Origin of the sequence: Pseudomonas sp. WS 5027, assembly GCF_012985695.1 — a bacterium.
In the GTDB taxonomy this organism is placed as follows: domain Bacteria; phylum Pseudomonadota; class Gammaproteobacteria; order Pseudomonadales; family Pseudomonadaceae; genus Aquipseudomonas; species Aquipseudomonas hygromyciniae.
In genome coordinates this window covers 141533-166907 of sequence record NZ_JAAQWU010000014.1, presented here as the reverse complement: position 1 = coordinate 166907, position 25375 = coordinate 141533, and the positions used below count along the sequence as shown (strand labels likewise).

Below are 25375 nucleotides of genomic sequence, written 5' to 3'. Positions count from 1 at the left end.
AGGGGCGTTTACTTCAGCACCACATTCGTGGGGGCGGCAATCACCTTGGGCTTGATCAGGCTGAAGTCGATCAAGGCCTTCTGCGGACGCTGGTAGGGATCGCCAATCAGCAATGGCCGTGGCTTGAAGCTATCGCTGACCAGGCTGCGGCTGCGGTCCAGTTCGTCGAAGCTCAGGCCGGCAAGGTCGGCCCAGGTGTGAATCAGCTGGGAGCTGCTGTAGGGCCGTTGTACATCGCCTTGCATATTCCAGTCGTGGGTAGCACGCCACTTCGGCGAGGCCCAGGTCATGAAGGGAATGGTGTACATCGGCGCCGTCGGCTTGCCCTCGTTGCGGCCCAGGGTTTCGTGGCCCGCCGAGTCGAACACATCCTCGCCATGGTCGGACAGGTACAGCAGGAAACCGTTGGGGTCAGTCTTGGCGTAGTCCTTGATCAGGCTCGACACCACGAAGTCGTTGTAGCGCACCGCGTTGTCATAGCTGTTGTAGGTGGGCAACTGGTCGTCACGCACGCCATCCGGCACGCCCTGGCGGTCGGTAAAGGTGTCGAAGCTCGGCGGGTAGCGGTACTGATAGCTCATGTGGGTGCCCAGCAGGTGTACCACGATCAGCTTGCGCTCGGCCTTGTCGGCGAGGGCCTTGGAGAACGGCTCCAGCACGTCGCCATCGTACTGGCGGGCGTTCTGGTTGCGGTTGTTATTGAGGTACACCTGCTCGTCGGCCTGCTCCGAGAACGTGGTGAGCATGGTGTTGCGCTTGGTCATGGTCTGCTGGTTAGTGATCCAGAACGTCTTGTAGCCGGCCTGTTTCATCATGCTGACGATGGATGGGGTCTTGAGGTACAGGTCCGGGTGGTCTTCGTCGGCAAAGGTCAGCACCTGTTGCAGCGCCTCGATGGTGTAGGGGCGCGGGGTAATGACGTTGTCGAACACGTCCAGTTGGTCGCGCAGCTTGTCCAGTTCCGGAGTGGTCTTGCGTGGATAGCCGTAGAGGCTCATGCGCTGGCGGTTGGTGGACTCGCCGATCACCAGTACCAGGGTCGACGGCTGGCCGGCCATGCTGTCCTTGAAATTGCTCAGGGGCGGGATCTTGCTGACGTTGTCGAGCATGCCCTGCATGTTGTTCAACTGCTGGGTATAGCGACGATAAGCGACGATCATCTGCCACGGCACCGCAGGTTCGACACGGGTTTCGAAACCATCGATGGCCCGCTCCAGGGTGTCGTTGGTAGCGATCTGCTTGACCAGCGGATAACCGACAATCGCCAGCACAATGGCGGTCGCCGCGATCATCGCCCGACCCTTGGGCAGATAGACCGGGCGCACGCGGGTCCAGAGGAAGATGGCCAAGGCCGTGTGGGCAATAAAGGCCAGCACGATCCACCAGGCAAAATATTGGGTTGCGTACTCGCCGGCTTCAGAGATGTTCGACTCGAACATGATGAAGATGACGCTCTGGGAAAATTCCTGCTGATAAATAAAGAAATAGCCCAGGCTGGCCATGGAACAGGCCCACAACACCACGCCGATCAACGCGGCCAGCAGTCTGGCGCGACGCGGGAATAGCAGCATGGGCGCCAACCACAGCGCGCTCATGAAGAACGCCTGGCGGAACCCACTGAAGCCGGAGGTGCCGGTCAATTGGATCAGTAGCTGGGTAATACCCGAGAAATACCAGAAAAACAGGAACATCCAGCCAAGGCCGGCCCAATCAAACCCCGTCGCAGACTTCGTGCTGCGTTTGAACATCGCCATGCAGCGCTCCAACCCAATAATTGCCACCGCCCATGGGTGAGACGGCGTTCTGGCGAAGGATTATCGGGAAGGGCTGGTGAAAACTTCGTGAGTTGGGTCTGAGGTGGCGAGCATTGCAGGCGCCGGCAAAAGCTCAGCAGGTGATGGCTTGATTCGTGAGCTGGGCCTGCAACTGCGCACGCAGACGGATCACTTCCTGCTGCAACTGTTCACGTTCGTCTTTCAACTGGCGCAATTCGTCGCGGCGGATGGTGACGTAAAGGGTTTGTGGCGGGCGTGTGATCTGTGCAGTGCGCATTGCTTACCTCGCAAATAGCCGGTGTATCGCGGTGCCAGGGGGCTTGAGTCGAGGCCCTTGGCAGGAGTCAGGGGCGATTCTGATTTCTTTTTTGGCTCAAGGGAACTTTTTTATTTTTCGGGGTCGTTGTGACTTTTCAGCCAGTGATGGTGAAACGATGGCCTGTTTTTGTGATGAAACTAGTGCGATTGGCGCCGGACTAATTCGTCATTGCGCTATAAACTGTGTCACACATTTTTTATTTGTAGTTGGGAGCATCAATACATGCAACTGGGGATTATCGGACTAGGCCGCATGGGCGGGAATATTGCGCGCCGCTTGATGCTCAATGGGCATACCACCGTGGTCTACGACCGTAATGAAGCATTCGTAAAAGGCTTGAGTGAAGAGGGCGCGACCGGCGTTGCGGATCTCGCCGCCCTGGTCGCTGGCCTGCAAAAACCGCGAGCTGTCTGGGTCATGTTGCCGGCGGGCGAACCCACCGAAACCACGATCAACGACCTGAGCCAACTGATGGAACCCGGCGATGTGATTATCGACGGCGGCAACACCTTCTATAAGGATGACGTGCGTCGCGGCAAGGCCCTGGCGGAAAAGGGCCTGCACTACATCGACGTCGGCACCTCCGGTGGCGTCTGGGGCCTGGAACGTGGCTACTGCATGATGATTGGCGGCGACGCCGAGACCGTCAAGCACCTGGACCCGATCTTCGCCACCCTTGCCCCAGGCCTGGGCGACATCCCGCGGACCAAGGACCGTAAAGCGACCGACGACCGTGCCGAGCGTGGTTACATCCATGCAGGCCCTGCCGGTTCCGGGCATTTCGTGAAGATGATCCACAACGGCATCGAGTACGGGATGATGCAGGCGTTTGCCGAAGGGTTTGACATCCTCAAGACCAAGAACTCGGAAAACCTGCCAGAAGAACAGCGGTTCGACCTGAACGTGGCAGATATCGCCGAAGTCTGGCGTCGCGGCAGCGTCGTATCTTCCTGGTTGCTGGACCTGACTGCCGATGCCTTGGCTTCCGACCCCAAGCTTGATAACTATTCGGGTTCCGTGGCCGACAGCGGCGAAGGGCGCTGGACCATCGAAGCCGCCATGGAGCAATCGGTGCCGGTGCCGGTATTGTCCAACTCCTTGTTCGCACGGTTCCGCTCGCGCCAGCAAAGCACCTACGGTGACAAGCTGCTGTCGGCCATGCGCTTTGGCTTCGGCGGCCATGTGGAGACTTCCAAAAAATGACGGCCAACGGCAAGAAACCCAAGGCCGAGCCCGCTCCACCCACTACCTTGTTCCTGTTCGGTGCCCATGGCGACCTGGTCAAGCGCCTGCTGATGCCGGCGCTGTACAACCTCAGTCGCGATGGTTTGCTGGGTGAGGGTCTGCGGATTGTCGGGGTGGATCACAACGCTATCAGCGATGTCGACTTCGCCAAGAAACTCGAAGACTTCATCCGCACCGAAGCCGCGAGCAAGGTCAAGGGCAATGCCGAACATGCACTGGACCCACAATTGTGGGCCCAGTTGGCCAAGGGCATCAGCTACGTGCAGGGTGATTTTCTCGATGATGGCACCTATGCCGATATCGCACAGAAGATCGCCGACAGCGGCACCGGCAATGCGGTGTTCTACCTGGCCACTGCGCCGCGCTTCTTCAGTGAAGTGGTGCAGCGCCTGGGCCGGGCCAACCTGCTGGAAGAAAGCCCCGAGGCGTTCCGCCGCGTGGTGATCGAAAAGCCGTTTGGCTCCGACCTGGCGACGGCCGAGGCATTGAACGCCTGCCTGCTCAAGGTCATGAGCGAAAAGCAGATCTACCGCATCGACCATTACCTGGGCAAGGAGACGGTGCAGAACATCCTGATCAGCCGTTTCTCCAACGTGCTGTTCGAAGCGTTCTGGAACAACCACTACATTGATCACGTGCAGATCACCGCCGCCGAGACTGTCGGCGTGGAAACCCGGGGCAGCTTCTTCGAAAACACCGGCACTCTGCGCGATATGGTGCCCAACCACCTGTTCCAGTTGCTGGCGATGATTGCCATGGAACCGCCGGCGGCCTTTGGCGCCGACGCGGTACGTGGCGAGAAGGCCAAGGTGATTGGCGCTGTGCGCCCCTGGTCGCTGGAGGACGCACGGGCCAACTCGGTGCGCGGCCAATACACCGCCGGCGAGATCGGTGGCAAGGCGCTGCCGGGTTATCGGCAGGAGGCCAATGTGGCCCCGGACAGCAGCACCGAGACCTTCGTGGCACTGAAGGTGATGATCGATAACTGGCGCTGGGTCGGCGTGCCGTTCTACCTGCGTACCGGCAAACGCATGAGCGTGCGCGACACCGAGATTGTGATCTGCTTCAAGCCGGCGCCGTATGCGCAGTTCCGTGACACCGAAGTCGACGAACTCAAGCCGACGTACCTGAAGATCCAGATCCAGCCCAATGAAGGCATGTGGTTCGACCTGCTGGCGAAAAAGCCCGGGCCGACCCTGGACATGGCCAACATCCAGTTGGGCTTTGCCTACAAGGACTTCTTCGAGATGCAGCCCTCCACCGGCTACGAAACCCTGATTTACGACTGCCTGACCGGTGACCAGACGCTGTTCCAGCGCGCGGACAACATCGAAAACGGTTGGCGTGCGGTACAACCGTTCCTCGATGCCTGGAAGGAAGACGACGGGATCCAGGCCTACAAGGCTGGCGAAGACGGCCCGGCGGCGGCAGATGCGTTGCTGGCCCGTGATGGCCGCGCCTGGCATAGCCTCGGATGAGTGCAGACGCGATTCAACCCATCCGTTTTTTGTTGAGTGATATGGACGGCACGTTGTTGTTGCCCGATCACAGCCTGAGCCAGCGCACCATTGATGCGGTGCGGGCGCTGCGTGAGGCCGGGGTGTTTTTCAGCCTGGCCACCGGGCGACCGCCCAGGGCCATGCTGCAGCAGATCGAAGCCCTGGGCGTCGATGTGCCCACGGCCGGGTTCAACGGCGGCACCCTGGTCAACCCGGACGGCAGCATCCTGGTTGCTCACCACTTGCCCGCAGAGGCGGCGCTGATCACCTTGGCGTTGCTGGGCGAGCAGCCGGAGGTGGAAATCTGGGTGTTTGCCGAGGGCGACTGGTTGCTACGCGATGCAACGGGCCCCATGGTGCCTCGGGAGCAGCAGGGCCTGGGCTACGCGCCGGTGGTGGTGGAGAGTTTTGAGCCGGTCCTGGGGCGGATCGACAAGATCGTCGCCGCCAGCGCCAATGCTCAGTTGTTGATTGAGCTGGAGGCGCAGTTGCAGCCCAAGGTCGCAGGCCTGGCTCAGGTGTCGCGTTCGCAGCCGGTCTATCTCGATATCACGGCGATGCAGGCCAACAAGGGCGATGCCCTGAAAACCCTGGCCGCGCATCTTGGCGTGGCGCTGGAGCAGACAGCGGCCATCGGCGACGGCGGCAATGACCCGGCGATGTTTCAAGTGGCCGGGTTATCGATTGCCATGGGCCAGGCCGAAGAGGCGGTCAAGCGTCAGGCCGATGTGGTCACCGCCAGCAATGTCGAGGACGGTGCGGCCCAGGCTATTGAGCGGTTTATCCTTCACAGCCAATAACTGACCGCGTACCAGCCCAGCACGCCCATCACCACGGTATACGGCAGCGCCATCCACACCATGCGCCCGTAGGACAGGCGGATCAGTGGCGCAATCGCCGAGGTCAGCAAAAACAGGAACGCCGCCTGACCGTTGGGTGTCGCTACGCTGGGCAGGTTGGTCCCGGTATTGATTGCAATGGCCAGGGTCTCGAAATGCTCGCGGCTCATATGGCCGGACACAAACGCCTGCTTGACCTCGGTGATGTAGATCGTTGCGACAAACACGTTATCGCTGATCGCGGACAGCAGGCCGTTGGCAATGAACAGCATGCCCGGCTGTTGTTCGGCGGGCAGTGCCAACACCCACTGGATCAATGGCGTGAACAGCTGTTGATCGTGAATCACCGCAACCACAGCGAAAAACACCACCAGCAATGCGGTAAAGGGCAGGGCGTCCTTGAAGGCATTGCCGATGCGGTGCTCTTCGGTAATCCCGGTAAAGGCGGTGATCAGTACGATCACCAGCAGTCCGATCAAGCCAACCTCGGCGATATGAAAGGCCAGGCCGGCGATCAGGATCATTGCTGCCAGGCCTTGGACAATCAGGGCCGCACGTTGGCGCGGGGTGCGTTCGGCGTTGTCTTCGCGGGCGTAGTTGGCCAGCACCTGACGCACGTTGTCCGGCAGTAGGGTGCCGTAGCCAAACCAGCGCAGCTTTTCCAGCAGTACGCAGGTCATCAGGCCGGCTACCAGCACCGGTAACGATACCGGGGCAACGCGTTGGAAGAACTCGCTGAAATTCCAGCCCATCTCATGGCCGATCAACAGGTTCTGTGGTTCTCCCACCAGCGTGCATACGCCACCCAAGGCGGTGCCGACGGCGCCGTGCATCAACAGGCTGCGCAGGAAGGCGCGGAATTGCTCAAGGTCGCTGTGGTGCAAGGTAGGTAGATGGCGGTCGTCGCTGTATTCGCTGTCCTGGCGTGGATCATTGCCTGAGGCCACGCGGTGATACACCGAATAGAAGCCCACGGCGGCACTGATAATGACCGCAGTGACCGTCAAGGCATCGAGAAAGGCTGAAAGAAAGGCCGACAAAAAGCAGAACATCAATCCCAGCAGCGCCTTAGAGCGTACGCCCAGCAGTAAGCGCGAAAACAGGAACAGCAGCAAATCCTTCATAAAATAGATGCCGGCCACCATAAACATCAGCAGCAGAATCACCGGAAAGTTATGCAGCAGCTCGTCGTACAGCGCCTGGGGCGTGGTCATTCGCAGCAACAGTGCCTCGACCATCAACAACCCGCCGGGCATCAACGGATAACAGTGCAACGCCATGGCCAGGGTGAAAATGAACTCGGCCACCAGCAGCCAACCAGCCGCAACCGGGCCAAAAGCCCAGAGCACCAGGGGGTTGATGATGAGGAAAGCGAGGATGCTGGCCTTGTACCAACGGGGCGAGTGCCCAAGGAAGTTATGGGCGAAGGCCTGGGCCATTGAACCGGACATGGGGTGCTCCTGGGGGCGAGAAGCGCGCAAAGTGCCCGATGCTCGCAGGAAGATCAAGCGGTCATGGCATGGCAGCCATATAAAGAAGGGAGATACTTAAGTGTCAGGCACGCAAAACCCGTGGCGGGAGTCGAACTCACGCGCCACGGGTTTAATAGTCTTAACAAGTTGCAGCCAATATAAGAAGCGACGGTATGTCGCAGTGGCTGCCTTAACTTACTTGGGCATTGCCCAGGACTGTAGTTGATAACCTTCGCCATTGAGTTCGGCGCGGGCTTGTAGCAGCAGGGTTTCCAATTGTTTTGGATCGGAATAAGTGCTGCAAGGAATTTGTTTGCGCCCGATGCGTTTCTCGGTGCGGTCGATCACGGTCAGGCTCAGTTCGCCAGTGCCGTCTTGTGGGGCCCAGGCCACGCAGTGAAAAGGTTGGAAAGCACGGTCTGCGATCAAAAGAGCTTCGTTGATACGGAGCGGGGCGTTCATGGGGTCTTCTCTCTAAGTGCCCAATCAAAAGATGTGCCGTCGGTTGGGCTTACCGTTCGGCTAGTACCTGTACTGATGCACGATGACGGGGTACGGGTCACATGTTAGAACAACAAAATTCAACTTTTCGTGATTAACGTCATGTAAGGCGCGATTTTGAAAGGTGAATGAAAGATTGAAGTAGCGCTCGCCGGGGGGGCTGATCGCTAAACGCTGTATCGGTGATGGTTTTATCGCGAAACGATACAAGGGTAGCGTCAAGATCTTGCTAGGGTTATGAGCAGCTTGCCCAAACTGTTGTTTCTAAATAACTTTAATGATTTTGACGCCAAGGAATAGTCATGGTCGTTACACCAGCCCTGCGTCGCGTGCTTGTGGTCGATCCCTGTGACGACTGCCACCGGTTATTGCCTGGTTTGCGGGCGGCTGGCTGGGATGTGGACAGTTGCGCCCTGGATGCATTGGGGGATCGTACCTGTGATGTGGGGCTGTTGCGGCTCCTGCCCATGCACTTGGAGCGACCTGAGGCGGTCAAGGAGTTGATCAGTCGTAGTGGTACCGAATGGATTGCGGTGCTCAGCCCCGAAATGCTGCGTCTGCAGAACGTCGGCGACTTTGTCTGTGAATGGTTTTTTGACTTCCACACCTTGCCCTTCGATGTGTCACGGGTGCAAGTGACCCTGGGCCGCGCCTTTGGCATGGCACGCCTGCGGGGTAAAGGCGCCGCCCACGTGAACGAACTGGAGCATGAGTTGCTGGGTGACAGCCGGCCAATCCGTGAGCTGCGCAAACTGTTGGCCAAACTGGCCCCCACCGAATCGCCGATTCTGATCCGTGGCGACAGCGGCACCGGCAAGGAATTGGTGGCCAAGACCTTGCACCGCCAATCCCAGCGCCACGCCAAGCCGTTTGTGGCGATCAATTGTGGCGCGATCCCAGAACACTTGATCCAGTCCGAACTGTTTGGCCATGAAAAGGGCGCATTTACCGGCGCCCACCAACGCAAGATCGGGCGTATCGAAGCAGCCAATGGTGGCACCCTGTTCCTCGATGAAATCGGCGACCTGCCCATGGAGTTGCAGGCCAACCTGTTGCGCTTTCTCCAGGAAAAACACATTGAGCGGGTTGGCGGTAGCCAACCGATCCCGGTGGATGTGCGGGTGCTGGCCGCGACTCACGTCGACCTGGAAGCCGCCATCGAGAGGGGGACTTTCCGCGAGGACTTGTACTACCGGCTCAATGTCCTGCAAGTGATTACCGCGCCGCTACGGGAGCGGCATGGCGATGTCGGCATGCTGGCCAATCATTTTTCCAGGTTCTACAGCCAGGAAACCGGGCGCCGCCCACGCAGTTTCAGCGAGGACGCCCTGATCGCCATGAGCAAGCATGGTTGGCCGGGCAATGTGCGCGAATTGGCCAATCGGGTGCGGCGTGGCCTGGTACTGGCTGAAGGGCGGCAAATCGAAGCAGCCGACCTTGGCTTGCAAAGCCAGCAGGCTATCGTTCTACCCATGGCCACACTGGAAGACTACAAGCACCGCGCTGAACGCCAGGCGCTGTGTGATGTGCTGAACCGGCACAGTGACAACCTGAGTGTCGCCGCCCGTGTGTTGGGGGTTTCCCGGCCCACGTTCTACCGGTTGCTGCACAAACACCAAATCCGCTAGGGCGGGTAAAAAAAGCCCCGTCGCGACCCTTATCGCGGCGGGGCTTTTCCTTTTCTACTGCATGGGGGCGCAGCGGTTTTAGAAGTAGTACGGGAATTTCAGGCTGAAGGTAAAGTCTGGTGCGTCATCCGTCATACCGATCGCCAGGTTGGGCACGATGGTCAGGTTTTCACTGGCGGCGATGGTCATGCCGACGTTGAAATAGCCTGCGTTGGCGTCGCTGGAAACAATCGACTGCCAGTCGCGGCCGTCAGGCTTGAGCTTGCTCTTGCGCTGGATCAGGTCGGACACTGAGAACGACATACTCATGCGCTCGTTCAAGGCAAACGCCACGCCCACGCCGAACTGGAAGCTGTCGCCCAGGCGGACCTTACCTCCGAGCTTTTGGTTGACGTCGCTGCTGATGTCATCAAACGACTCTTCGAGGTTGTGGGTGTAGGACACCGAACCAAACAGCACAGCCGGATCGAAGGTCTTGACCAAGGAGATCCCTGGGGTGATCGACCACACGCCGTTGCCGGTGGGCAGGCTCTCCGGTACATACAGGTTGTCGTTGGCCGTCGAGCGCAACAGTTTGATTCCGAAAGGCTCTTTGCCGGTCGGGGCCTTGACCCTTACCGAAACCACGGCATCCGGCATCGTCGGCGATTCGTCGAGGAACTTGTAGGCGATCCCGAAGTTGACGTCGCCGATGGTCGGGTCCCGGCTCACGGTCTCTTCGGAAGTGGCCTGCGGGTCGCCGCCACTGGCACCGCCGGACTGATAGGTCGACTCGCGGTATATCACCGGTACGTTCACATCAAACTGCCAACGGTTGTCGAGGTTGTAGCGGCCGGTCAAGTCCAGGGTCCAGTTATCGGCCTTGATCCGGTCGAGGTTAATATTGCCGAGAAAGATCGAATCCAGTGCGAGGAAACCATTGAGGGTCAACTGGCGGGCGTCGTATCGCGCGTAGCTGATGCCGGTTTCAAAACTGAACTTACCGTTGCCGAAAAAGCCGCTGGCTTCGTTATACAAGTTGCTCACGCTTTGCGCCGGCGCCGAATCATCCTTGAGCGATTGGCCATAGGAACTGCCGCCGGCCGCACCGTCCTTGGCGTCTTTGGCGCCGCTGGCGGCCACCGTGCTGCCGCTTTGCTTGAAGTCCGCCGGCGACTTGGCCAGGCGTTTGGGCGCGGGTACAGCGGGTTGGTCTTCCACCTGGCGCACCCGTTGCTCGAGGACGGCCAGGGCTTTTTGTTGGACTTCGTAGCGCTGCTTGAGCTCCAGCAGTTCTTGTTTGAGGGTTTCGATATCCGCGTCTGGCGCTGCGTACAACATACTCGCGGGCAAGAGCGTACTTAAACAAACAACGGCACGTAGTGATAACGATCGGTGCATGAAGTAAGCCGTCCTTTTCTAATGCGTAAGTGTCGAGGGTCAGCGTAGTTCAATAACCGAGTGTGCGTAGGCCCTTGAGTTGATCCAGATTGCAGTTCAATGCCCCGGCGTTCAGGCCATTGCTGCCAAGGGCGACATTGAGCTGGGTCATGTTATTGACGAAGTTGCTATTGCCTTGCAAAACCGTGCCTTGCAGCACGTTGCCGCCGCCGATCTGCTGCAGCGCATTGCCCTGGTTGTTGTGGGCCGCGATGGCCATTTGCACGCCGCCATTGTTGGCGGACACACTGACCCGGCCAGCCGCGCTGTCTGTTGTAAAGGAGCCACCCGCCATCAACGCATGCCCTGATTGCGAGACGTTGGCCGGTGACAGGCCGTTTTCACTGACATTGATCCCAACGTTATTATACGCCGTGTTGCCATCGCCGGCGGCACGTACGGTCTGGGTCACACCCTGGCCGCTGCCCAGCCCTGCGCCACCGATCACGCTGCCGGTGCCCGGGTCGCGGTTAGTGCCGTTACCCACCGATCCGGTGGACTGCACATAGAATTGCGGAGTGATCGTCGATGAGTCGATGTGCATGTTGGCGCTCACCGTACTCGTGTCGCCCGCCGCATTGGTCCAGGTGGTGCTCATGACAATGCCGAAACTGACAATGCGCCCCGGCATCACGAAGCGGCCGCGCAGTTCAGCCAGTTCCGCGTCGTTCATTTCAATGGGCTTGAACGCCGAGGCGGCATAAGCCGGCATCGAGGCTGCCAGGCACAGGGCCGTGAGCCAACGGGAAGTGTTCATCATCTGCTCCTAGGGCGTCCTGCCCCTTATGGCGCTTCTAGAAGAAGTCGCTCTGGATGAAACCGAAGTCCATCAGCTCGGCGTCGCCCACGGGCCGGAACTCGTTCATTTTGGTCTTGGCGGTCAACGGCGTAGGGGGATCAAGCAGGGCGTTGGTCTTGTCATAGCCTTCACCGAGTACGGCGAACACGATGCCATTCCACCCTGCGACGAAGTCATCCCGCGAAAGGCGTTTGTTGCCCAGGACCGGATCGCCGATATAGACCCAGCCTTTTTCGGCGCGCTGCATCACCACGAAGTGCTTGTAGCCACGGATCTCCACCAGCACCACTACCGGAATCTTTACCGTCAGCAGGGTGTCGGGGCCGATCTTGTAGCCCCTGGCCCGCATGCCGATGCTTTCCAGGTAGCGCTTCATGTCCAGCATGGAAAAGCCCTGGGTGCGTACCAGATTCTGGTCAGCGTTAATCAGCATGCCCTTGATGACATGTGCTTCATCGACGTCCAGCCAATAGGCCTGGCGCAGGATGGTGGCGAGTGCCGCCGCACCACAGCTGAAATCGGTTTTCTGTTCCACCAGGTTGGCGAACCGGCGCTCGCGGATGCTCTCGACCTTCTTGAAGATCACTGCACCGCCGGGCATGGCGGAAATCGCCATTTGCCCTGCCCAGGACGGGCCGGTGAGCAATAACAGGAGGCAAAGGGTCGCGAGGCGCATGATCTATGACCTGTTGGACACTGGAAATAAAGAAGGGCCTTGTTGCCAAGGCCCTTTTGTATCAGAACGCCAGTTTGCTGCCGCCACCCGCTGCGCATTGGGTGCAGCCGCTGCCCAGGGTGAGGGTGTTGCTTTGTTGGTTGCCTGAACCCGCCGCCACGTTCACGCCGATGTTGCCGGACGCATTGTTGGCGGAGTTGAGCAGGCCTGCGTTGTTGACCACATACTGAGGGTTGTAGCTGTATTTGGAGGACGCTTCGTTGAGGAAGTGGTTATCCAGGGACACTTGCTCGGTGTTCGAGGCAGCCGCGACGTTTTTGCCGTCAGCTGTCACGATCGCCAGGTTGTTTTTCTGCTGGTTGCCTTGACCGGCCGCCACGTTCACGCCCACGTTGCCGGAGCTGTTGTTGGCCGAGTTAACCAGTGAAGCGTTGTTTTGCGTGCCTTTGTTAATGAACTTGTTGTCTTTGCTTTCTTGATAGATATCAGCTACGGCGAAGACGCTGGCCGCATCATCAGCGCTACTGGTGATGGCAGCAGCGTTGTCTTGCTGGTTGCCGGAACCGGCTGCGATGTTAGCGCCCAGGTTGCCTTTGCTGTTGCTCAGCGAGCCGTTGGCCCCTGCATTGTTGAGGGTCTTGGTGTCTTCGAACTTGTTGTCCTTGCTCACTTGAGTATCAGTCACAACCGCAGCCACAGTGCCGGTGGGCACAGAGGGTGTTGTCCATTTTTCGGCAGGACCTGCCTGTGCAGCAACAGCCATGAGCGCAGCCAGAGCGAAAACCAGTGGTTTGAGAGCCATTGTAGGTTTCATGGTGTATCTCCTTGCTTCTAGTTGGTTAAGTGTTGGTACGGTCTAACAAACACCTATCAAGGGATTACTTGATAGTGACACCGAGGGTGTTAGCCATTCGGTTCCCCACCCCTGCACTCTGATTCACCTGTACCACTCCACGGCTGCCGGTGAAGGCCTGGTCGCTGGTAACGACCTGGCGGCTGCCAGTGGTAGAGGGGGATCGTGAGTCTGGTAACAGCGTCATGTTCTGTTGCGACAGGACGCTGTCATCGATGCTTTGCGGACCTGTGCTGATCCGCACCGCATTGATCATCTGATTGTTGGCCCCGGCCGACTGGTTGACGCCCAGGATGCCGTTGCCGTTGCTAAATGAGCTGCCCTGAATCGCCGCGCTGGCGTTAAGGGCGGGATCAACCTTGCCGTCGAGTTTCTGGATAAGCGCGTCGCTGGCCTGGCCACCGAGGCTGACCGCGCGGCTGTTGATCTGCTGTTGTTGATTGCCGGCGGCTTGGTTGACTGACAGCACACCGGTGTATTGCTTGCCGGCGTTGTCGATCAGCGCCTGGTTGCTGCTATCGGCCATGGCCGCCGAACAACCGATTACGGTGAGGAACAGCCACGAACGGTTCATTGCTGGACCCCCATCATCGCGCCGATGTTGTTCAACGGCGCCAGGCCGCGCTCGATCGAGCCGCTGATCTGCCCGCCCAGGGTGTTGCCGCTGGCATGTCCGGCCGCCGCACCGGCGCCCAGGCCAGTCGAGTTGTTGCCCAGGGTATTGCTCAAGCCGGGAAGGTCGCCGCTGGGCAGGATGGTGCGGGTGATGGTCGAGCCGCTGCTGACCCCGGCGAAATCGTTGTCGCTGAGTTCGCCGCCGGTAGCGCGCAGGATCTGTTGGCTGGGGTTGGCGTTGACGGTGGATGGGTACGGGTCTTTGCCAAAGGAGGGCCGACCGACCATAAACCCCTGCACATTACGCCCCGTCACGATGATGCCGTCCTCGGCAGAGGCGGGCAGGCTCACGCTGGCGCTGAGTACACAGCTAATCAGCAGCAGGCCTTTGAAGCCTTGATTGAGAGTTGCCACGGCATCATTCCTTGTTTTGTGACGCTGACCCTAAACAGCGCTGCAAGGAATAGAGCAGAAGCTGTGCCGCTTTTTAAATTTTCCGAATTTTCAACGGCTTGGGATTTAAGTCCGGGTGGACGTAGGGCGGGGTGTATCAGGCCTGAAACAGCAAGCCGGCCAATGACCAGCGCCTTGCAGGGGGAAGGGGGTGTTTCAGCAAAGCAACACTATCGATGACGAATCGATGAATCCGCAGCCACAGGGCGGTTGCGCGGCGTTGAGTGTTTCAAAAGTGGACACAGCGGCGCGAGCAACACCCCGGGCAGAGCGTGCTGCTCAGATCTTGGGAGCTTTGCGCGGTATGGAGTTGAGCACGGTGTTGCCATCCTGGTTCTGCGTCAGATAGACCGGCAGCACCTTGGGCAGGGAGGCCACCAGATGGGTGACTTCATGGATGTCGTAGATCCCGCCAATACGGATATTGCCGGTCCCGGTATCGGCCAACATCACCGGTTTGCTCAGGTAGCGGTTGATCAGGGGCAAGGCATCCACCAGCGCCAGGTTATCGAGGATCAACTTGCCCGTGCGCCAGGCCAGTGCCGGATCCTGGGCAGAGAACGCCTGGATCTGCGGCTGCGCGTCACCGCGGTTGTAACTGGCTTGCATCCCGGGCGTGAGATTCAGCCCGCTGTGGCTGGCATCGCTGGAGATCTTCACCGAGCCTTCCAGCAGCATGACCCGCACCCGATCGTCATACTTCCAGACGTTGAACTGGGTGCCTGTCACACGGATCTGCCCGGCGCCGGCGCGCACCACAAACGGGTGTTCGCGGTCATGGCTGATCTTGAAGAATGCTTCGCCCTTTTTCAGGGTGGCCCGACGTTCGTCTTTATAGTTGCTGTAGACCAGCTCGGTGCCCAGGTTCAGCTCCACGACGCTGCCATCGTTCAGTGTCACCTGGCGCAGGCCGTTTTCGGCATCGTAATGCTCATAGGAGCTGGGTAGCCAACCGGCCTCCCAGCCAGCGAAGGCGGCGAGGGGCAGGCCCACCAACGAGATGGCTGCCGCCACGGCATAGTTGCGCCAGCGACTGGGCGGCGGTGCCAGCGCAACCGGCGGGGACGGTTGGCCAGTGCGTGGCAAATGGTCGGCCACATCCCAGATTTCCAGCATGGCGGCATATTCGAAGGCATGCAGGGGGTGCGCATCGTGCCACTGTTCGAAAGCCTGCCGCTCGGCCTCTGTGCAATCAAAAGCGTGCAAGCGCATGCACCAATGCGCGGCGGCATCGGTGACTGCATCATATTCGGCTTCTGAAAGGGGCTGTTGGGTCATTGGTGCTTCCTGATTTCCTACATTCTACCCTTCCCGGCAGGGTGCCGAGAACAGCCATCATGGCGAATGAGCATCAATGTGGAACTAATTCGGCCGGCAAACACCCTAAAAATCTGGATCTGTAAGTCATTCTCTATAACGGAGTAAGAAAATGCTGAAGAAAACCCTCACTGCCATGCTTGCCACTGCCACCTTGCTCGGCGCCGGCGCCGCCTTGGCCGATAAGCCAGGAGCGGGCTGGATCACCATCGAAAAAGCCATCGAGACAGCCAAAACCAAGGCCGGCTACATCGAGCTCTACAGTATCGAAGCCGATAACGACGGCTACTGGGAAGGCAAGGGCCGCAAGTCTGATGGCAGCGTCTACGAGTTCCGTATCGATGGCGCCTCTGGCAACGTTCTGCGTGACCAGAAAGACTGATCGCAAGCCGGTCAGCCCACCGACGCCTTTCGAGTGGAAGGCGTCGGGTCCAACTGGCGTCCCAGGTTGGTAATCAGGAACGCCACCGAGTCGGCATTATCCAGGATAGTGTCGACTCGTTTGTTTAGATCGGTCATGAATATGCCCCTGGCGTTACTCAGGTCTACGCCGCCGGTGGTGCGCAGGGTCTGGTCCCCGTGGCATAGCAACGAATGACGCAGTTCAGACGGTCGTATCAGCGCCAGATGTATAAGGTGCGAGCCCTCACAGGTGTTGACAGGCGGGTCGCCGGGCGTTGTTTAATCAGTGCGTTGAGTCCAGCAGGCTGTAGCCCCCCTCCAATAACAATTCAGGAGCTTCAGATGTCAGCCACGCCCGTTTGCGCAGTAACTACATCAATGGCCTTCAGCGAACTGGTGGCCCTGCTCACACATATCTTCATCCGCCATGGCACCTCGGCCGAAGTCGCCGCTGTGCTGGCCGATAACTGCGCCCGTGCCGAGCGCGATGGCGCACACAGCCATGGGGTCTTTCGCATTCCTGGCTACGTCTCGACATTAAATAGCGGCTGGGTTGATGGCAGGGCCGTGCCACAGGTCGAGGATGTTGCCTCGGGTTTTGTCCGCGTCGATGCCGGCAACGGTTTTGCCCAGCCAGCCCTGGCGGCGGCGCGCCCGCTGTTGGTGGAAAAGGCCCGTAGCGCCGGAGTTGCGGTCTTGGCCATTCGCAACTCCCATCACTTTGCGGCGCTCTGGCCCGATGTCGAACCCTTCGCCGAAGAGGGCCTGGTAGCCCTCAGCGTGGTCAACAGTATGACCTGCGTGGTGCCACACGGTGCGGATCGCCCCTTGTTCGGCACCAATCCCATCGCGTTCGCCGCGCCCCGCGCCGATGGGCCGCCGATTGTGTTTGACCTGGCCACCAGCGCCATTGCCCATGGCGACGTGCAGATCGCCGCGCGCAAGGGCGAGCGCGTGCCACCTGGCACCGGTGTCGACAGCCTGGGCCAGCCGACCCAGGACCCTCGGGCCATCCTTGAAGGGGGCGCGTTGCTGCCGTTCGGCGGGCACAAGGGCTCGGCCTTGTCGATGATGGTAGAACTGCTGGCGGCCGCGTTGACGGGGGGCAATTTCTCCTTTGAGTTCGACTGGTCCAACCACCCCGGCGCCAAGACGCCTTGGACCGGCCAGTTGCTGATCGTCATCGACCCGAGCAAAAACGTTGGCCAGGGCTTTGCCGAACGCAGCCAGGAACTGGTGCGCCAGATGCATGCAGCAGGGTTACGACGTTTGCCGGGCGACCGCCGTCATCGGGCGCGGGCCAGGTCTGAGGAGGAGGGGATTATCATCGACGGTCAAGAGTTGGAGCGCTTGCGGGCGTTGGCCCAGGCCTGAACACCGGCGCGGACGACACCGCGCCAGTGATGACCGTTATCAGTGGCGACGGCCCAGCAACAGGCCGACGACCAGGCCGAAACCGGCCGAGATTGCCACCGTCTGCCACGGGTGGCCACCGATGTAGGTTTCGGTAGCATCGACCACCGGCTTGCTGCGTTCACGCACGTTGGACACCGAGTCCAGGGCCTGCTTGAGCTTGATCGCGACCTGCTCGCGCAGGGTTTCACCTTCTTCTCCCACCAGCGACGCGCTGCTTTTGAGCAGCTTGTCCGATTCTTCGATCAGGGCCTGGAGTTCGCTGAACGCCTGGTCCTTGATTTGCTCTTCGACTGCTTGGGCGGCGGTTTTACGGGCCATTGAGTAGCTCCTTGCGGGGTAAGTGGGCAGTGAACAATGGAGTCTTGCAGTGGGCTAAAAGTTGCAGTTTTTTTTGCTGACTCTCAGCACGGCGCAAAATCCGAATTCGGACCTTTCGACCTACAGTGTAAGATGTCACCTATTTGTGCAGCAGGTAATTCCACATGAGCTTCAATCTGGCCAACAAGCCCCTTGCCGAGCGCGCTGCGCTTGAAGATGAAAAGTCCCGTCTGTACGACCTGTGGCAAAGCAATCTGGGCAAAGCCAAGGGCGAAGGCGCCCGGCTGTTTGGCGAACGCTCCAAACGCAAGGGCAAATGGGCTGAATGGGTCCGCTCGGAGTTGGATGGCATGTCGCCCCCGGAGTTTGCCAACATGGTGCGCAGTGAAGTCAACCGACTGATGGCGGCCAAGTAGGGGCCGGCGATTGCGGTAGTTCAGTCACTACATGTGCTGGCTGGTATACCGCTATCGCGGGCAAGCCCGCTCCTACAGGGATTGTTTCAGCCATTCTTCGCGGGTGATTTCCCAAATGTCCTTGGGAAAAACCCCCGCCACGAATTGTCCTTCTTCCGTACGGATCAAGCGCATGCCGGTTTTTTCCGAAATCCTGCGCGAGCCCAGGTTCGGCGCGGCCTTGGGCACCCGCAGCAGTGGGCGCCGGAGCACCTTGAACCAATACTCGGTCACCGCCGCACTGGCTTCGCTCATTAACCCCTGTCCTTGCCATTGCGGCGCCAACCAGAATCCGCGGTTGTTATCCTCCTCGTCCATCAAACTGGCGTTACCGATCAGTTGCGCCGGTGCTTGGCGTAGGCGAATCGACCAATGCCATTCACGGCCCGCCGCCATGGCCGGCAAGGCCAGATCCTCCAGATAACGGCGGGCGCCATCGGCCGGGTAGGGCCAGGGCACCAACGCATTGAGGTAACGCACCACCTCCCAGTGGGCAAACTGCTGTTGCACGCCCTCGGCGTCGTCCAGGGTCAGCGGTTGCAGGATCAGGCGTTCGGTGTGCAGGGTGGGCAAGGTGACCATGTTGTTTACCACGTCACTGTGCTGGGCAGGTCCAGCGTCCCGCGATCAACAAAACGCACGGTGCCAAACAACCCGCCGGCCAGCTTGCCGCGCAGCACATACGGCAGGTTGTTCAAGCTCTGGGTCTGGCTCAGGCCCAGGGTCTGGCGCAGCACGGAAAACGCCGAAACGCTGACCGGGACTGTCAGCACCGTCTCGGAAAAACGCGGGATCGATCCCTGCTGATCGCTGACCCCGGCCGCCAGTGGCCGCCCATTGACCTCCAGGTCCAGGGCCACGCCGTTGTAGTCGATCGCTGTTTCGTTGGGGTTCTGCACCCGCAACTTGACCGCAAACCGCACTTCCAGGTCCTGGCTTTGCAACGGTTCGATGCCCACCACATTGATATGCAGCGCGTCACGGTTGGGGAACAGCGCGCAGGCGCTCAGGCTGAGCAACACCAGGGAGAGGGTCAGGCCGATCAATCTGCGCATAAGGGTTCCTATTTCGTCGGGGCCGGGTCCTGCATCACTTTGAGGGTGGAGGCTTCCGGATCAAATTCATCTTCTTGCAGCTCTATGAACTCTTCAGGCAGGAAGATGTTCAGCAGGATCGCACAGAATGCACCGACGGTAATCGGCGACTCGAAGATGTTATGCAGGGCCTTGGGCAACTCGCGCAACACTTCCGGTACCGCCGCCACGCCCAGGCCCATGCCCAGGGAAATCGCCACGATCAGCACATTGCGTCGATGCAGCCCGGCCTCGGCGAGGATCTTGATCCCGGCCACCGCTACCGTGCCGAACATGATCAGAGTCGCGCCACCCAGCACCGGCTTGGGCATCAATTGCAAGACCGCGCCAATCATCGGGAACAGACCGAGCAACACCAGCAGGCCGGCAATGAAATACGCCACGTAGCGGCTGGCGACGCCAGTCAACTGGATCACGCCGTTGTTCTGGGCGAAGGTCACCATCGGCAGGCTATTGAAGGTGGCGGCCATCACCGAGTTCAGGCCATCGGCCAGCAGGCCGGACTTGATGCGTTTGATGTACAGCGGGCCTTTGACCGGCTGCTGGGAAATCATCGAATTGGCTGTCAGATCACCGGCCGCCTCCAGTGGGGAAATCAGGAAGATCACCGCCACTGGAATAAACGCCACCCAGTCAAACGAGAACCCGTACTTGAATGGTACGGGCACGCTGACCAGCGGCACCTGGGGCAATGCCGCCAGGTCGACCCGCCCCAGCCACCAGGCCACGACAAACCCCAGGGTCAGGCCGATGACAATCGAGCCCAGACGCAGGAACGGGTTATTGAAACGGTTGAGCACCACGATGGTCACCAACACCAGGGCGGCCAACCCCATATTGCTGGCGGCACCCAGGTCGGCGGCGCCGTAGCCGCCGGCCATGTCAGTGACGGCGACCTTGATCAACGACAGACCCATCAAGGTGATGATGGTGCCGGTCACCACCGGGGTGATCAGTTTGCGCAATTTGCCGATGAACTGGCTGAGCACCACTTCGATAAACGCCGCAAAGAAGCAGATCCCAAAGATCGTCGACAGGATCTCATCGGTGCCGCCGCCCCGGGCCTTGACCATGAATCCGGCACTGAGAATCACGCTGATAAAAGAAAAGCTGGTGCCTTGCAGGCACAGCAAGCCCGAGCCCACCGGGCCAAAGCGCCGCGCCTGGACAAAGGTGCCCAGGCCCGAGACGAACAGGGCCATGCTGACCAGGTACGGCACTTCGCTTTCCAGGCCCAATACGCCGCCGACGATCAGGGTCGGGGTGATGATCCCCACAAAGCTGGCGAGCACGTGCTGCAGGGCGGCAAAAATCGCCGCCGTGAAGTGCGGACGGTCTTCCAGACCATAGATCAGGTCTGATTTATAGCGGGGGCGGGGGGCTTGAGCGTCAGACAAAATACGTGCTCGGGTCAGAAAATGGACGCGCAGGATGCCAGAAAGCGCCCGCTGTCAAAAGTGTGAAAATATATTTCTACGATCCGTGCAAAAAGCCTCAAGCCTGCCGATATCTTTTATAGGCCCACATATCCCTTATAACAGTGGGGCCGAACAGCCATCTGTGTGCGTTGACGCACAGTGACCGTGTCGCGGCAAGGACGCTCGCAGCCATCCCTTTTTGAGAGCTTTCCTATGTCCCTCCGTAATTTGAATATCGCACCTCGGGCGTTTCTCGGTTTTGCGTTTATTGCGTTGCTTGTGATTGTTCTGGGGGTGTTTGCTGTCAATCGCATGACGTTGATTCGCCAGGCCGCGCTGGATATGGGCGCCAACCAACTGCCGAGTGTCGGCTACCTGGCCAATATGACCGAGAACGTGTTGCGCCTGCGCATTCTGTCCTTCCGTGTCCTGGTCAATCGTGAACCGGCCGCCCTGCAAGATGCCCAAACGCGTATCGGGGTTTTGGTCGATAAGGCCCGCCAAGCCCAGGCAGGCTATGCCGCGATGCCGGCTGGCGCCGAAGAGGCGGCGCTGTACAAGACCTTTGCGGCCACGCTGGACAGCTACGTCAAAGCCCAGGCGCAAATGCTTGAGCTGTCCCAGCAGAACAAGGTCGAGGAGATGCGCGCACTGATCAACAGCCGGATCAAGGACGGCACCGATCAGATGGGCGAACAGCTCAATAAGCTGATTGCAATCAATGCTGCCGATGCCAAACAGGCCGGTGAAGACGCCGGGCGCAGCTATAGCGATGCGATCACAGGGATTATCGTGGTGTCGGTGGTCGCGGCGCTGATGACCGTATTGCTCGCCTGGCTGCTGACCCGCAGCATTGTCGCGCCCCTGCGCAAGGCAGTGGCGGCCGCCGAGACCATCTCCAGTGGTGATCTGAGCAAAGTCATCGAGGACGACGGCCAGGATGAACCGGCCCGCCTGATCGGCGCCCTGGCTAGCATGCAGAACAACCTGCGCCAGACCATCCAGCACATCGCGGGCTCTGCCACACAATTGGCCTCGGCTGCCGAAGAGCTGAGCGCAGTCACCGAGGAAGCCTCCAAGGGCTTGCAACAGCAGAACAATGAGATCGACCAGGCCGCCACGGCGGTCAATGAAATGACCGCCGCCGTGGAAGAAGTGGCACGCAACGCAGTATCGACCTCCGAGGCCTCGACCCAGTCGAACCAGGCCGCGCGGGAAGGGCGCGACCGTGTGGTGGAAACCGTGGGCGCGATCCAGACCATGACCCAGGACGTGCAGAACACCTCGGTGTTGATCGAAGGCCTGGCGACCCAGGGCCGCGATATTGGCAAGGTGCTGGATGTGATTCGTGCGATTGCCGAGCAAACCAACCTGCTGGCCCTCAACGCGGCCATCGAAGCTGCACGCGCCGGTGAAGCCGGACGCGGGTTTGCCGTGGTGGCCGATGAAGTGCGCGCCCTGGCCCATCGCACCCAGCAGTCGACCCAGGAGATCGAGAAGATGGTCGCCGGGATCCAGAACGGCACGGGTGAAGCGGTGCAGTCCATGCAGCAGAGCAACCAGCGCACTCAAAGCACCCTGGAAATGGCCCGCGCTGCGGGTGTGGCGCTGGAGCAGATCACCCAGTCCATCAGCCTGATCAACGAGCGCAACCTGGTGATCGCCAGCGCCTCTGAAGAGCAGGCCCAGGTCTCGCGGGAAGTGGACCGCAACCTGGTGAACATCCGCGACCTGGCTACCCAGTCGGCGGCCGGTGCCAACCAGACCAGCGCCGCCAGCCACGAACTGTCGCGCCTGGCGGTGGACTTGAACGCCATGGTGGCACGTTTCGTGATCTAACTGCTGGTGTGGAAGGGGGGCAGCGGCGGCAGCCCCAAAACCAGCCACCTCGGTGTACCTGGCAGAACATGGTGAGATTATTGGGGCTGCTTGCTCCCCCTTGTGGCGAGGGGGCTTGCCGGAACGCCGTATCGCCCCCGTTGGGCTGCGGTAGCAGCCCCAAAACCAGTCACCGCGGTGTACCTGGCAGAACATGGTGAAGTCATTGGGGCGGCTTCGCCGCCCAGCGCGGGGCAAGCCCGCTCGCCACATAAAGCCAGTGGTCCACAGTAAGTTCGAGGGTGTGGCAAGTTCCCTGTGGCGAGGGGGCTTGCCGGAACGCCGTATCGCCCCCGTTGGGCTGCGGTAGCAGCCCCAAAACCAGCCACCGCGGTGTACCTGGCAGAATATAGTGAGGCTGTTAGGGCGGCTCCGCCGCCCAGCGCGGGGCAAGCCCGCTCGCCACATAAAGCCAGTGGTCCACAGTAAGTTCGAGGGTGTGGCAAGTTCCCTGTGGCGAGGGGGCTTGTCCCCCGTTGGGCTGCGGCAGCAGCCCCAAAACCAGTCACTGCGGTGTACCTGGCAGAATATAGTGAAGTCATTGGGGCGGCTTCGCCGCCCAGCGCGGGGCAAGCCCGCTCGCCACAGACAAGCCCTATCACCAATCAGGCCCTATCACCAATCAAGCTTTCTCACCAATCAGGCCCTATCTCCAATCAGGCTCTCTCAGCACTCAGGCCAGGCTCAGCGCTTCCAGGTGCTGGTGTTCACCAGGTTTTTCGGGCGTTCGCCGGCCAGTGCTGCCAGCAGGTTGTCTACCGCGCATTTGGCCATGGCTTCGCGCGTTTCATGGGTGGCAGAGCCGATGTGCGGCGTCGCCACCACATTGTTCAAGCGCAGTAACGGCGAGTCATGGTTCAACGGCTCACGCTCGAACACATCCAGACCCGCAGCGCGAATCGTACGCTGTTGCAGGGCTTCGACCAGCGCCGCCTCGTCTACCACTTTGCCCCGGGATATATTGATGAAAATCGTCTCCGGCCCCATAAGCGCGAACTCCTTGGCGCCAATCAACCCCTGAGTCTCGGTAGTCAGCGGCAATGTCAGGCACACAAAGTCGGCTTGCTGCAGCAGGTCGGGCAGGCTGCGGTATTGCGCGCCAAACCGCTGTTCCACCGCAGGCTTGGGCGAATGGCTGTGGTAGATCACCGGCATGCCAAAGCCAAAGTGGCCCCGCTGCGCCAGGGCTTCGCCAATGCGCCCCATGCCAATGATGCCCAGGGTCTTGCCATGCACATCGCTGCCAAAATGCAGCGGGCCGATGTTCTGGTTCCAGTTGCCGGCACGCACCATATTCGCCAACTCCACCACGCGTCGGGCGGTGGCGAGGATCAGCGCAAAACCGGTGTCGGCGGTGGTTTCGGTGAGTACATCAGGGGTGTTGCTCAGCAGAATGCCGCGCTGGGTCAGGTAGTCGATGTCGTAGTTATCAACGCCCACCGAAACACTGGCCACCGCTTCCAGCTGCGGTGCCAGGTCCAGTAGGGTCGCATCCAGGCGCAGGCTTGCCCCCAGCAAGCCGTGGGCGCCGGGCAAGGCATCACGCAACTGTGCCAGGCCTGTGGGGTCGAGGGTTTCGATCAGCGTCACCTGGGCCGCCTCATGCAGGCGGGCCATCAGCGGCGCGGAGAGTTTCTTGTACAACACGACATGTTTTTTCATCAGGTTCTTACCTTCAAATCCAGGGAGTGCAACGGTGCTGCCGGGGAGGGTTCACGAGCACCGGTCTTGAGAAAAATCGTCAGCACTACCGACAGCAGCAATGCGCCGCTCATCAGCAGGTACGATGCGCCTGGCGAGCCGGTGCTGCTGTTGAGGTAGCCCACCAGGTATGAGCCGCCAAACGAGCCGAGCGCGCCCATGCTGTTGATCAAGGCCATGGCGCCACCGGCGACGTTGGCCGGGAGGATTTCCGGGACGATGGCAAAAAACGGCCCGTAGGGCGCGTACATGCACGCACCGGCGATCACTAGCAGGGTGTAGGACCACCAGAAATGTTCAGCCCCCAACAGGTAGGAACCGTAGAAGGCGATGGAGGCGATCAACAGCGGCGGCCACACAAAGCGTTTGCGTTTTTGCAGCTTGTCCGAGCCCCAGGACACCGCCAGCATGCCGATCACCGCCGCCAGATACGGCAGCGCCGAGAGCCAGCCGGCTTCGACCATGTTCATCTGCAGGCCGGCCTTGAGGATCGATGGCAACCACAACACGAACCCGTAGACCCCAATGCTCCAGCAAAAAAACTGCAGCGCCAGGATGATCACCTTGGGTGAACGAAAGGCTTCGGCATAGTTTTTTACCGCCTTGAGCCCGACCTGTTCGGCGGCCAGGGCGGTTTCCAGGTCGTGTTTCTCGCCGGCGCTCAGCCACTTGGCGTCCGCTGGGCGCTCATCGGCCAGGCGCCACCAGATAAAGGCCCAGAACACCGCCGGCAGGCCTTCGACGATAAACATCCAGCGCCAGCTGTAATGCTGCACCAGGTAACCCGACACCACCGACATCCACAACATGGTCACCGGGTTGCCGAGGATCAGAAAGGTATTGGCCCGCGAGCGTTCGGCGCGGGTGAACCAGTGGCACAGGTACACCAGCATCGCCGGCATCACGGCGGCCTCGACCACCCCGAGCAAAAAGCGGATGGCGATCAACATGTAGGCGTTGGACACAATGCCGGTCAATGTGGCCAGGCCGCCCCAGAGGATCAGGCTGACGAAGATCAGTTTCTTTACGCTGCGCCGTTGGGCGTAGATCGCTCCCGGCACTTGGAAGAAAAAGTAGCCAAGGAAGAACAGTGCGCCGAGCAGTGAAGACATGCCCGGGGTAATCATCAGGTCTTCGGCCATCCCGGAGGCGGCCGCAAAGCCGTAGTTGGCGCGGTCCAGGTACGCCAGGCTGTAGGTGATGAAGACGATGGGCATGATGTACCACCAACGGCGGGTGGCGAGTTTCAGGTTATTCATGGGGTTGCTCCTGAGCTTGTTGTA

The 25375-nt window shown here is 60.1% G+C and carries 26 protein-coding genes; 8 read left to right on the top strand and 18 right to left on the bottom strand.

The window, feature by feature from the left end; translation table 11 throughout:
• Positions 1 to 8 precede the first annotated feature (8 nt).
• Both HBO09_RS18380 and HBO09_RS18375 read right to left on the bottom strand, forming a co-directional pair.
• Complete coding sequence (locus HBO09_RS18380) at positions 9 to 1754, bottom strand: phosphoethanolamine transferase CptA (RefSeq protein WP_169995337.1); 1746 nt, start codon at positions 1752 to 1754, stop codon at positions 9 to 11.
• A 133-nt stretch (positions 1755 to 1887) separates the two neighbouring features.
• Positions 1888 to 2052 carry a DUF6026 family protein gene (locus tag HBO09_RS18375; protein WP_169995303.1) on the bottom strand — a complete coding sequence of 55 codons (165 nt, stop codon included), beginning with the start codon at positions 2050 to 2052 and terminating at the stop codon, positions 1888 to 1890.
• Between the two features lie 264 nt (positions 2053 to 2316).
• On the opposite strand from HBO09_RS18375, the gene gnd reads away from it, so the two are divergent.
• The 3 genes from gnd to HBO09_RS18360 are packed head-to-tail and all read left to right on the top strand — an operon-like array spanning position 2317 to position 5638.
• Positions 2317 to 3297, top strand: a complete 981-nt coding sequence (gnd, locus tag HBO09_RS18370; protein ID WP_169995338.1) for a phosphogluconate dehydrogenase (NAD(+)-dependent, decarboxylating) — start codon at positions 2317 to 2319, stop codon at positions 3295 to 3297.
• A complete protein-coding gene (gene zwf, locus HBO09_RS18365) occupies positions 3294 to 4817 on the top strand; it encodes a glucose-6-phosphate dehydrogenase (protein WP_169995340.1) in 1524 nt (507 codons plus the stop codon). Before gnd ends, zwf begins: the two co-directional genes overlap by 4 nt.
• A complete protein-coding gene (locus HBO09_RS18360; RefSeq protein ID WP_169995342.1) occupies positions 4814 to 5638 on the top strand; it encodes an HAD family hydrolase in 825 nt (274 codons plus the stop codon). Before zwf ends, HBO09_RS18360 begins: the two co-directional genes overlap by 4 nt.
• On the opposite strand, the gene nhaB is transcribed toward HBO09_RS18360, so the two are convergent.
• The gene (gene nhaB, locus HBO09_RS18355) at positions 5626 to 7128 is read right to left on the bottom strand and encodes a sodium/proton antiporter NhaB (RefSeq protein WP_169995344.1); all 1503 of its coding nucleotides are present in this window, start codon (positions 7126 to 7128) and stop codon (positions 5626 to 5628) included. The genes HBO09_RS18360 and nhaB overlap by 13 nt on opposite strands.
• A 216-nt stretch (positions 7129 to 7344) precedes the next feature.
• Positions 7345 to 7611: a hypothetical protein gene (locus HBO09_RS18350; RefSeq protein ID WP_029291472.1), complete on the bottom strand. Its 267-nt coding sequence runs from the start codon at positions 7609 to 7611 to the stop codon at positions 7345 to 7347.
• Positions 7612 to 7952: 341 nt separating this feature from the next.
• Between HBO09_RS18350 and HBO09_RS18345 the strand changes: the two genes are divergently transcribed.
• Positions 7953 to 9278: a sigma-54 dependent transcriptional regulator gene (locus HBO09_RS18345; RefSeq protein ID WP_169995346.1), complete on the top strand. Its 1326-nt coding sequence runs from the start codon at positions 7953 to 7955 to the stop codon at positions 9276 to 9278.
• 78 nt (positions 9279 to 9356) lie between these two features.
• On the opposite strand, the gene HBO09_RS18340 is transcribed toward HBO09_RS18345, so the two are convergent.
• From HBO09_RS18340 to HBO09_RS18310, 7 genes are all read right to left on the bottom strand, one after another.
• On the bottom strand, positions 9357 to 10658 hold the full coding sequence (locus HBO09_RS18340; RefSeq protein ID WP_169995348.1) for a hypothetical protein: 1302 nt from the start codon (positions 10656 to 10658) through the stop codon (positions 9357 to 9359).
• 49 nt (positions 10659 to 10707) lie between these two features.
• Positions 10708 to 11454: a hypothetical protein gene (locus HBO09_RS18335; RefSeq protein WP_169995350.1), complete on the bottom strand. Its 747-nt coding sequence runs from the start codon at positions 11452 to 11454 to the stop codon at positions 10708 to 10710.
• A gap of 37 nt (positions 11455 to 11491) precedes the next feature.
• Positions 11492 to 12172, bottom strand: a complete 681-nt coding sequence (locus tag HBO09_RS18330) for a C39 family peptidase (protein WP_169995352.1) — start codon at positions 12170 to 12172, stop codon at positions 11492 to 11494.
• A 61-nt stretch (positions 12173 to 12233) separates the two neighbouring features.
• Positions 12234 to 12986, bottom strand: a complete 753-nt coding sequence (locus HBO09_RS18325; protein ID WP_169995354.1) for a hypothetical protein — start codon at positions 12984 to 12986, stop codon at positions 12234 to 12236.
• Positions 12987 to 13050: 64 nt separating this feature from the next.
• Positions 13051 to 13599, bottom strand: a complete 549-nt coding sequence (locus HBO09_RS18320) for an adhesin (RefSeq protein ID WP_169995356.1) — start codon at positions 13597 to 13599, stop codon at positions 13051 to 13053.
• Positions 13596 to 14054: a hypothetical protein gene (locus HBO09_RS18315; protein ID WP_169995358.1), complete on the bottom strand. Its 459-nt coding sequence runs from the start codon at positions 14052 to 14054 to the stop codon at positions 13596 to 13598. The genes HBO09_RS18320 and HBO09_RS18315 overlap by 4 nt, the downstream gene beginning before the upstream one ends.
• 318 nt (positions 14055 to 14372) lie before the next feature.
• The gene (locus HBO09_RS18310; RefSeq protein WP_169995360.1) at positions 14373 to 15371 is read right to left on the bottom strand and encodes a FecR family protein; all 999 of its coding nucleotides are present in this window, start codon (positions 15369 to 15371) and stop codon (positions 14373 to 14375) included.
• A gap of 151 nt (positions 15372 to 15522) precedes the next feature.
• Here HBO09_RS18310 and HBO09_RS18305 point away from each other — a divergent pair, with 151 nt between their 5' ends.
• Entirely contained in the window at positions 15523 to 15792 is a 270-nt protein-coding gene (locus HBO09_RS18305; RefSeq protein WP_169995362.1) for a PepSY domain-containing protein, read from the top strand.
• Between the two features lie 11 nt (positions 15793 to 15803).
• Here the strand turns inward: HBO09_RS18305 and HBO09_RS28980 are convergent, their stop codons facing one another.
• A complete protein-coding gene (locus HBO09_RS28980) occupies positions 15804 to 15929 on the bottom strand; it encodes a hypothetical protein (RefSeq protein WP_262381275.1) in 126 nt (41 codons plus the stop codon).
• 225 nt (positions 15930 to 16154) lie between these two features.
• Between HBO09_RS28980 and HBO09_RS18300 the strand changes: the two genes are divergently transcribed.
• Positions 16155 to 17186 carry an Ldh family oxidoreductase gene (locus tag HBO09_RS18300; protein WP_169995364.1) on the top strand — a complete coding sequence of 344 codons (1032 nt, stop codon included), beginning with the start codon at positions 16155 to 16157 and terminating at the stop codon, positions 17184 to 17186.
• Between the two features lie 39 nt (positions 17187 to 17225).
• Here the strand turns inward: HBO09_RS18300 and HBO09_RS18295 are convergent, their stop codons facing one another.
• Positions 17226 to 17546 (bottom strand): DUF883 family protein, encoded by a 321-nt coding sequence (locus HBO09_RS18295; protein WP_070995271.1) that lies wholly within the window; start codon positions 17544 to 17546, stop codon positions 17226 to 17228.
• A 164-nt stretch (positions 17547 to 17710) separates the two neighbouring features.
• Between HBO09_RS18295 and HBO09_RS18290 the strand changes: the two genes are divergently transcribed.
• Positions 17711 to 17962: a hypothetical protein gene (locus HBO09_RS18290; protein WP_029291496.1), complete on the top strand. Its 252-nt coding sequence runs from the start codon at positions 17711 to 17713 to the stop codon at positions 17960 to 17962.
• Between the two features lie 72 nt (positions 17963 to 18034).
• Here the strand turns inward: HBO09_RS18290 and HBO09_RS18285 are convergent, their stop codons facing one another.
• The 3 genes from HBO09_RS18285 to HBO09_RS18275 are packed head-to-tail and all read right to left on the bottom strand — an operon-like array spanning position 18035 to position 20492.
• Positions 18035 to 18583, bottom strand: coding sequence for a GNAT family N-acetyltransferase (locus HBO09_RS18285; RefSeq protein ID WP_169995365.1), 549 nt, complete (start codon positions 18581 to 18583; stop codon positions 18035 to 18037).
• Between the two features lie 5 nt (positions 18584 to 18588).
• Positions 18589 to 19056 (bottom strand): LEA type 2 family protein, encoded by a 468-nt coding sequence (locus HBO09_RS18280; RefSeq protein ID WP_169995367.1) that lies wholly within the window; start codon positions 19054 to 19056, stop codon positions 18589 to 18591.
• 8 nt (positions 19057 to 19064) lie between these two features.
• Positions 19065 to 20492: a nucleobase:cation symporter-2 family protein gene (locus HBO09_RS18275; RefSeq protein WP_029291503.1), complete on the bottom strand. Its 1428-nt coding sequence runs from the start codon at positions 20490 to 20492 to the stop codon at positions 19065 to 19067.
• A 234-nt stretch (positions 20493 to 20726) separates the two neighbouring features.
• Between HBO09_RS18275 and HBO09_RS18270 the strand changes: the two genes are divergently transcribed.
• Positions 20727 to 22352: a methyl-accepting chemotaxis protein gene (locus HBO09_RS18270; RefSeq protein ID WP_169995369.1), complete on the top strand. Its 1626-nt coding sequence runs from the start codon at positions 20727 to 20729 to the stop codon at positions 22350 to 22352.
• A 723-nt stretch (positions 22353 to 23075) separates the two neighbouring features.
• Here HBO09_RS18270 and HBO09_RS18265 read toward each other — a convergent pair.
• Positions 23076 to 24053, bottom strand: a complete 978-nt coding sequence (locus tag HBO09_RS18265) for a D-glycerate dehydrogenase (protein ID WP_169995371.1) — start codon at positions 24051 to 24053, stop codon at positions 23076 to 23078.
• Positions 24053 to 25351 (bottom strand): MFS transporter, encoded by a 1299-nt coding sequence (locus HBO09_RS18260; RefSeq protein ID WP_169995373.1) that lies wholly within the window; start codon positions 25349 to 25351, stop codon positions 24053 to 24055. The genes HBO09_RS18265 and HBO09_RS18260 overlap by 1 nt, the downstream gene beginning before the upstream one ends.
• Between the last annotated feature and the right edge of the window lie 24 nt (positions 25352 to 25375).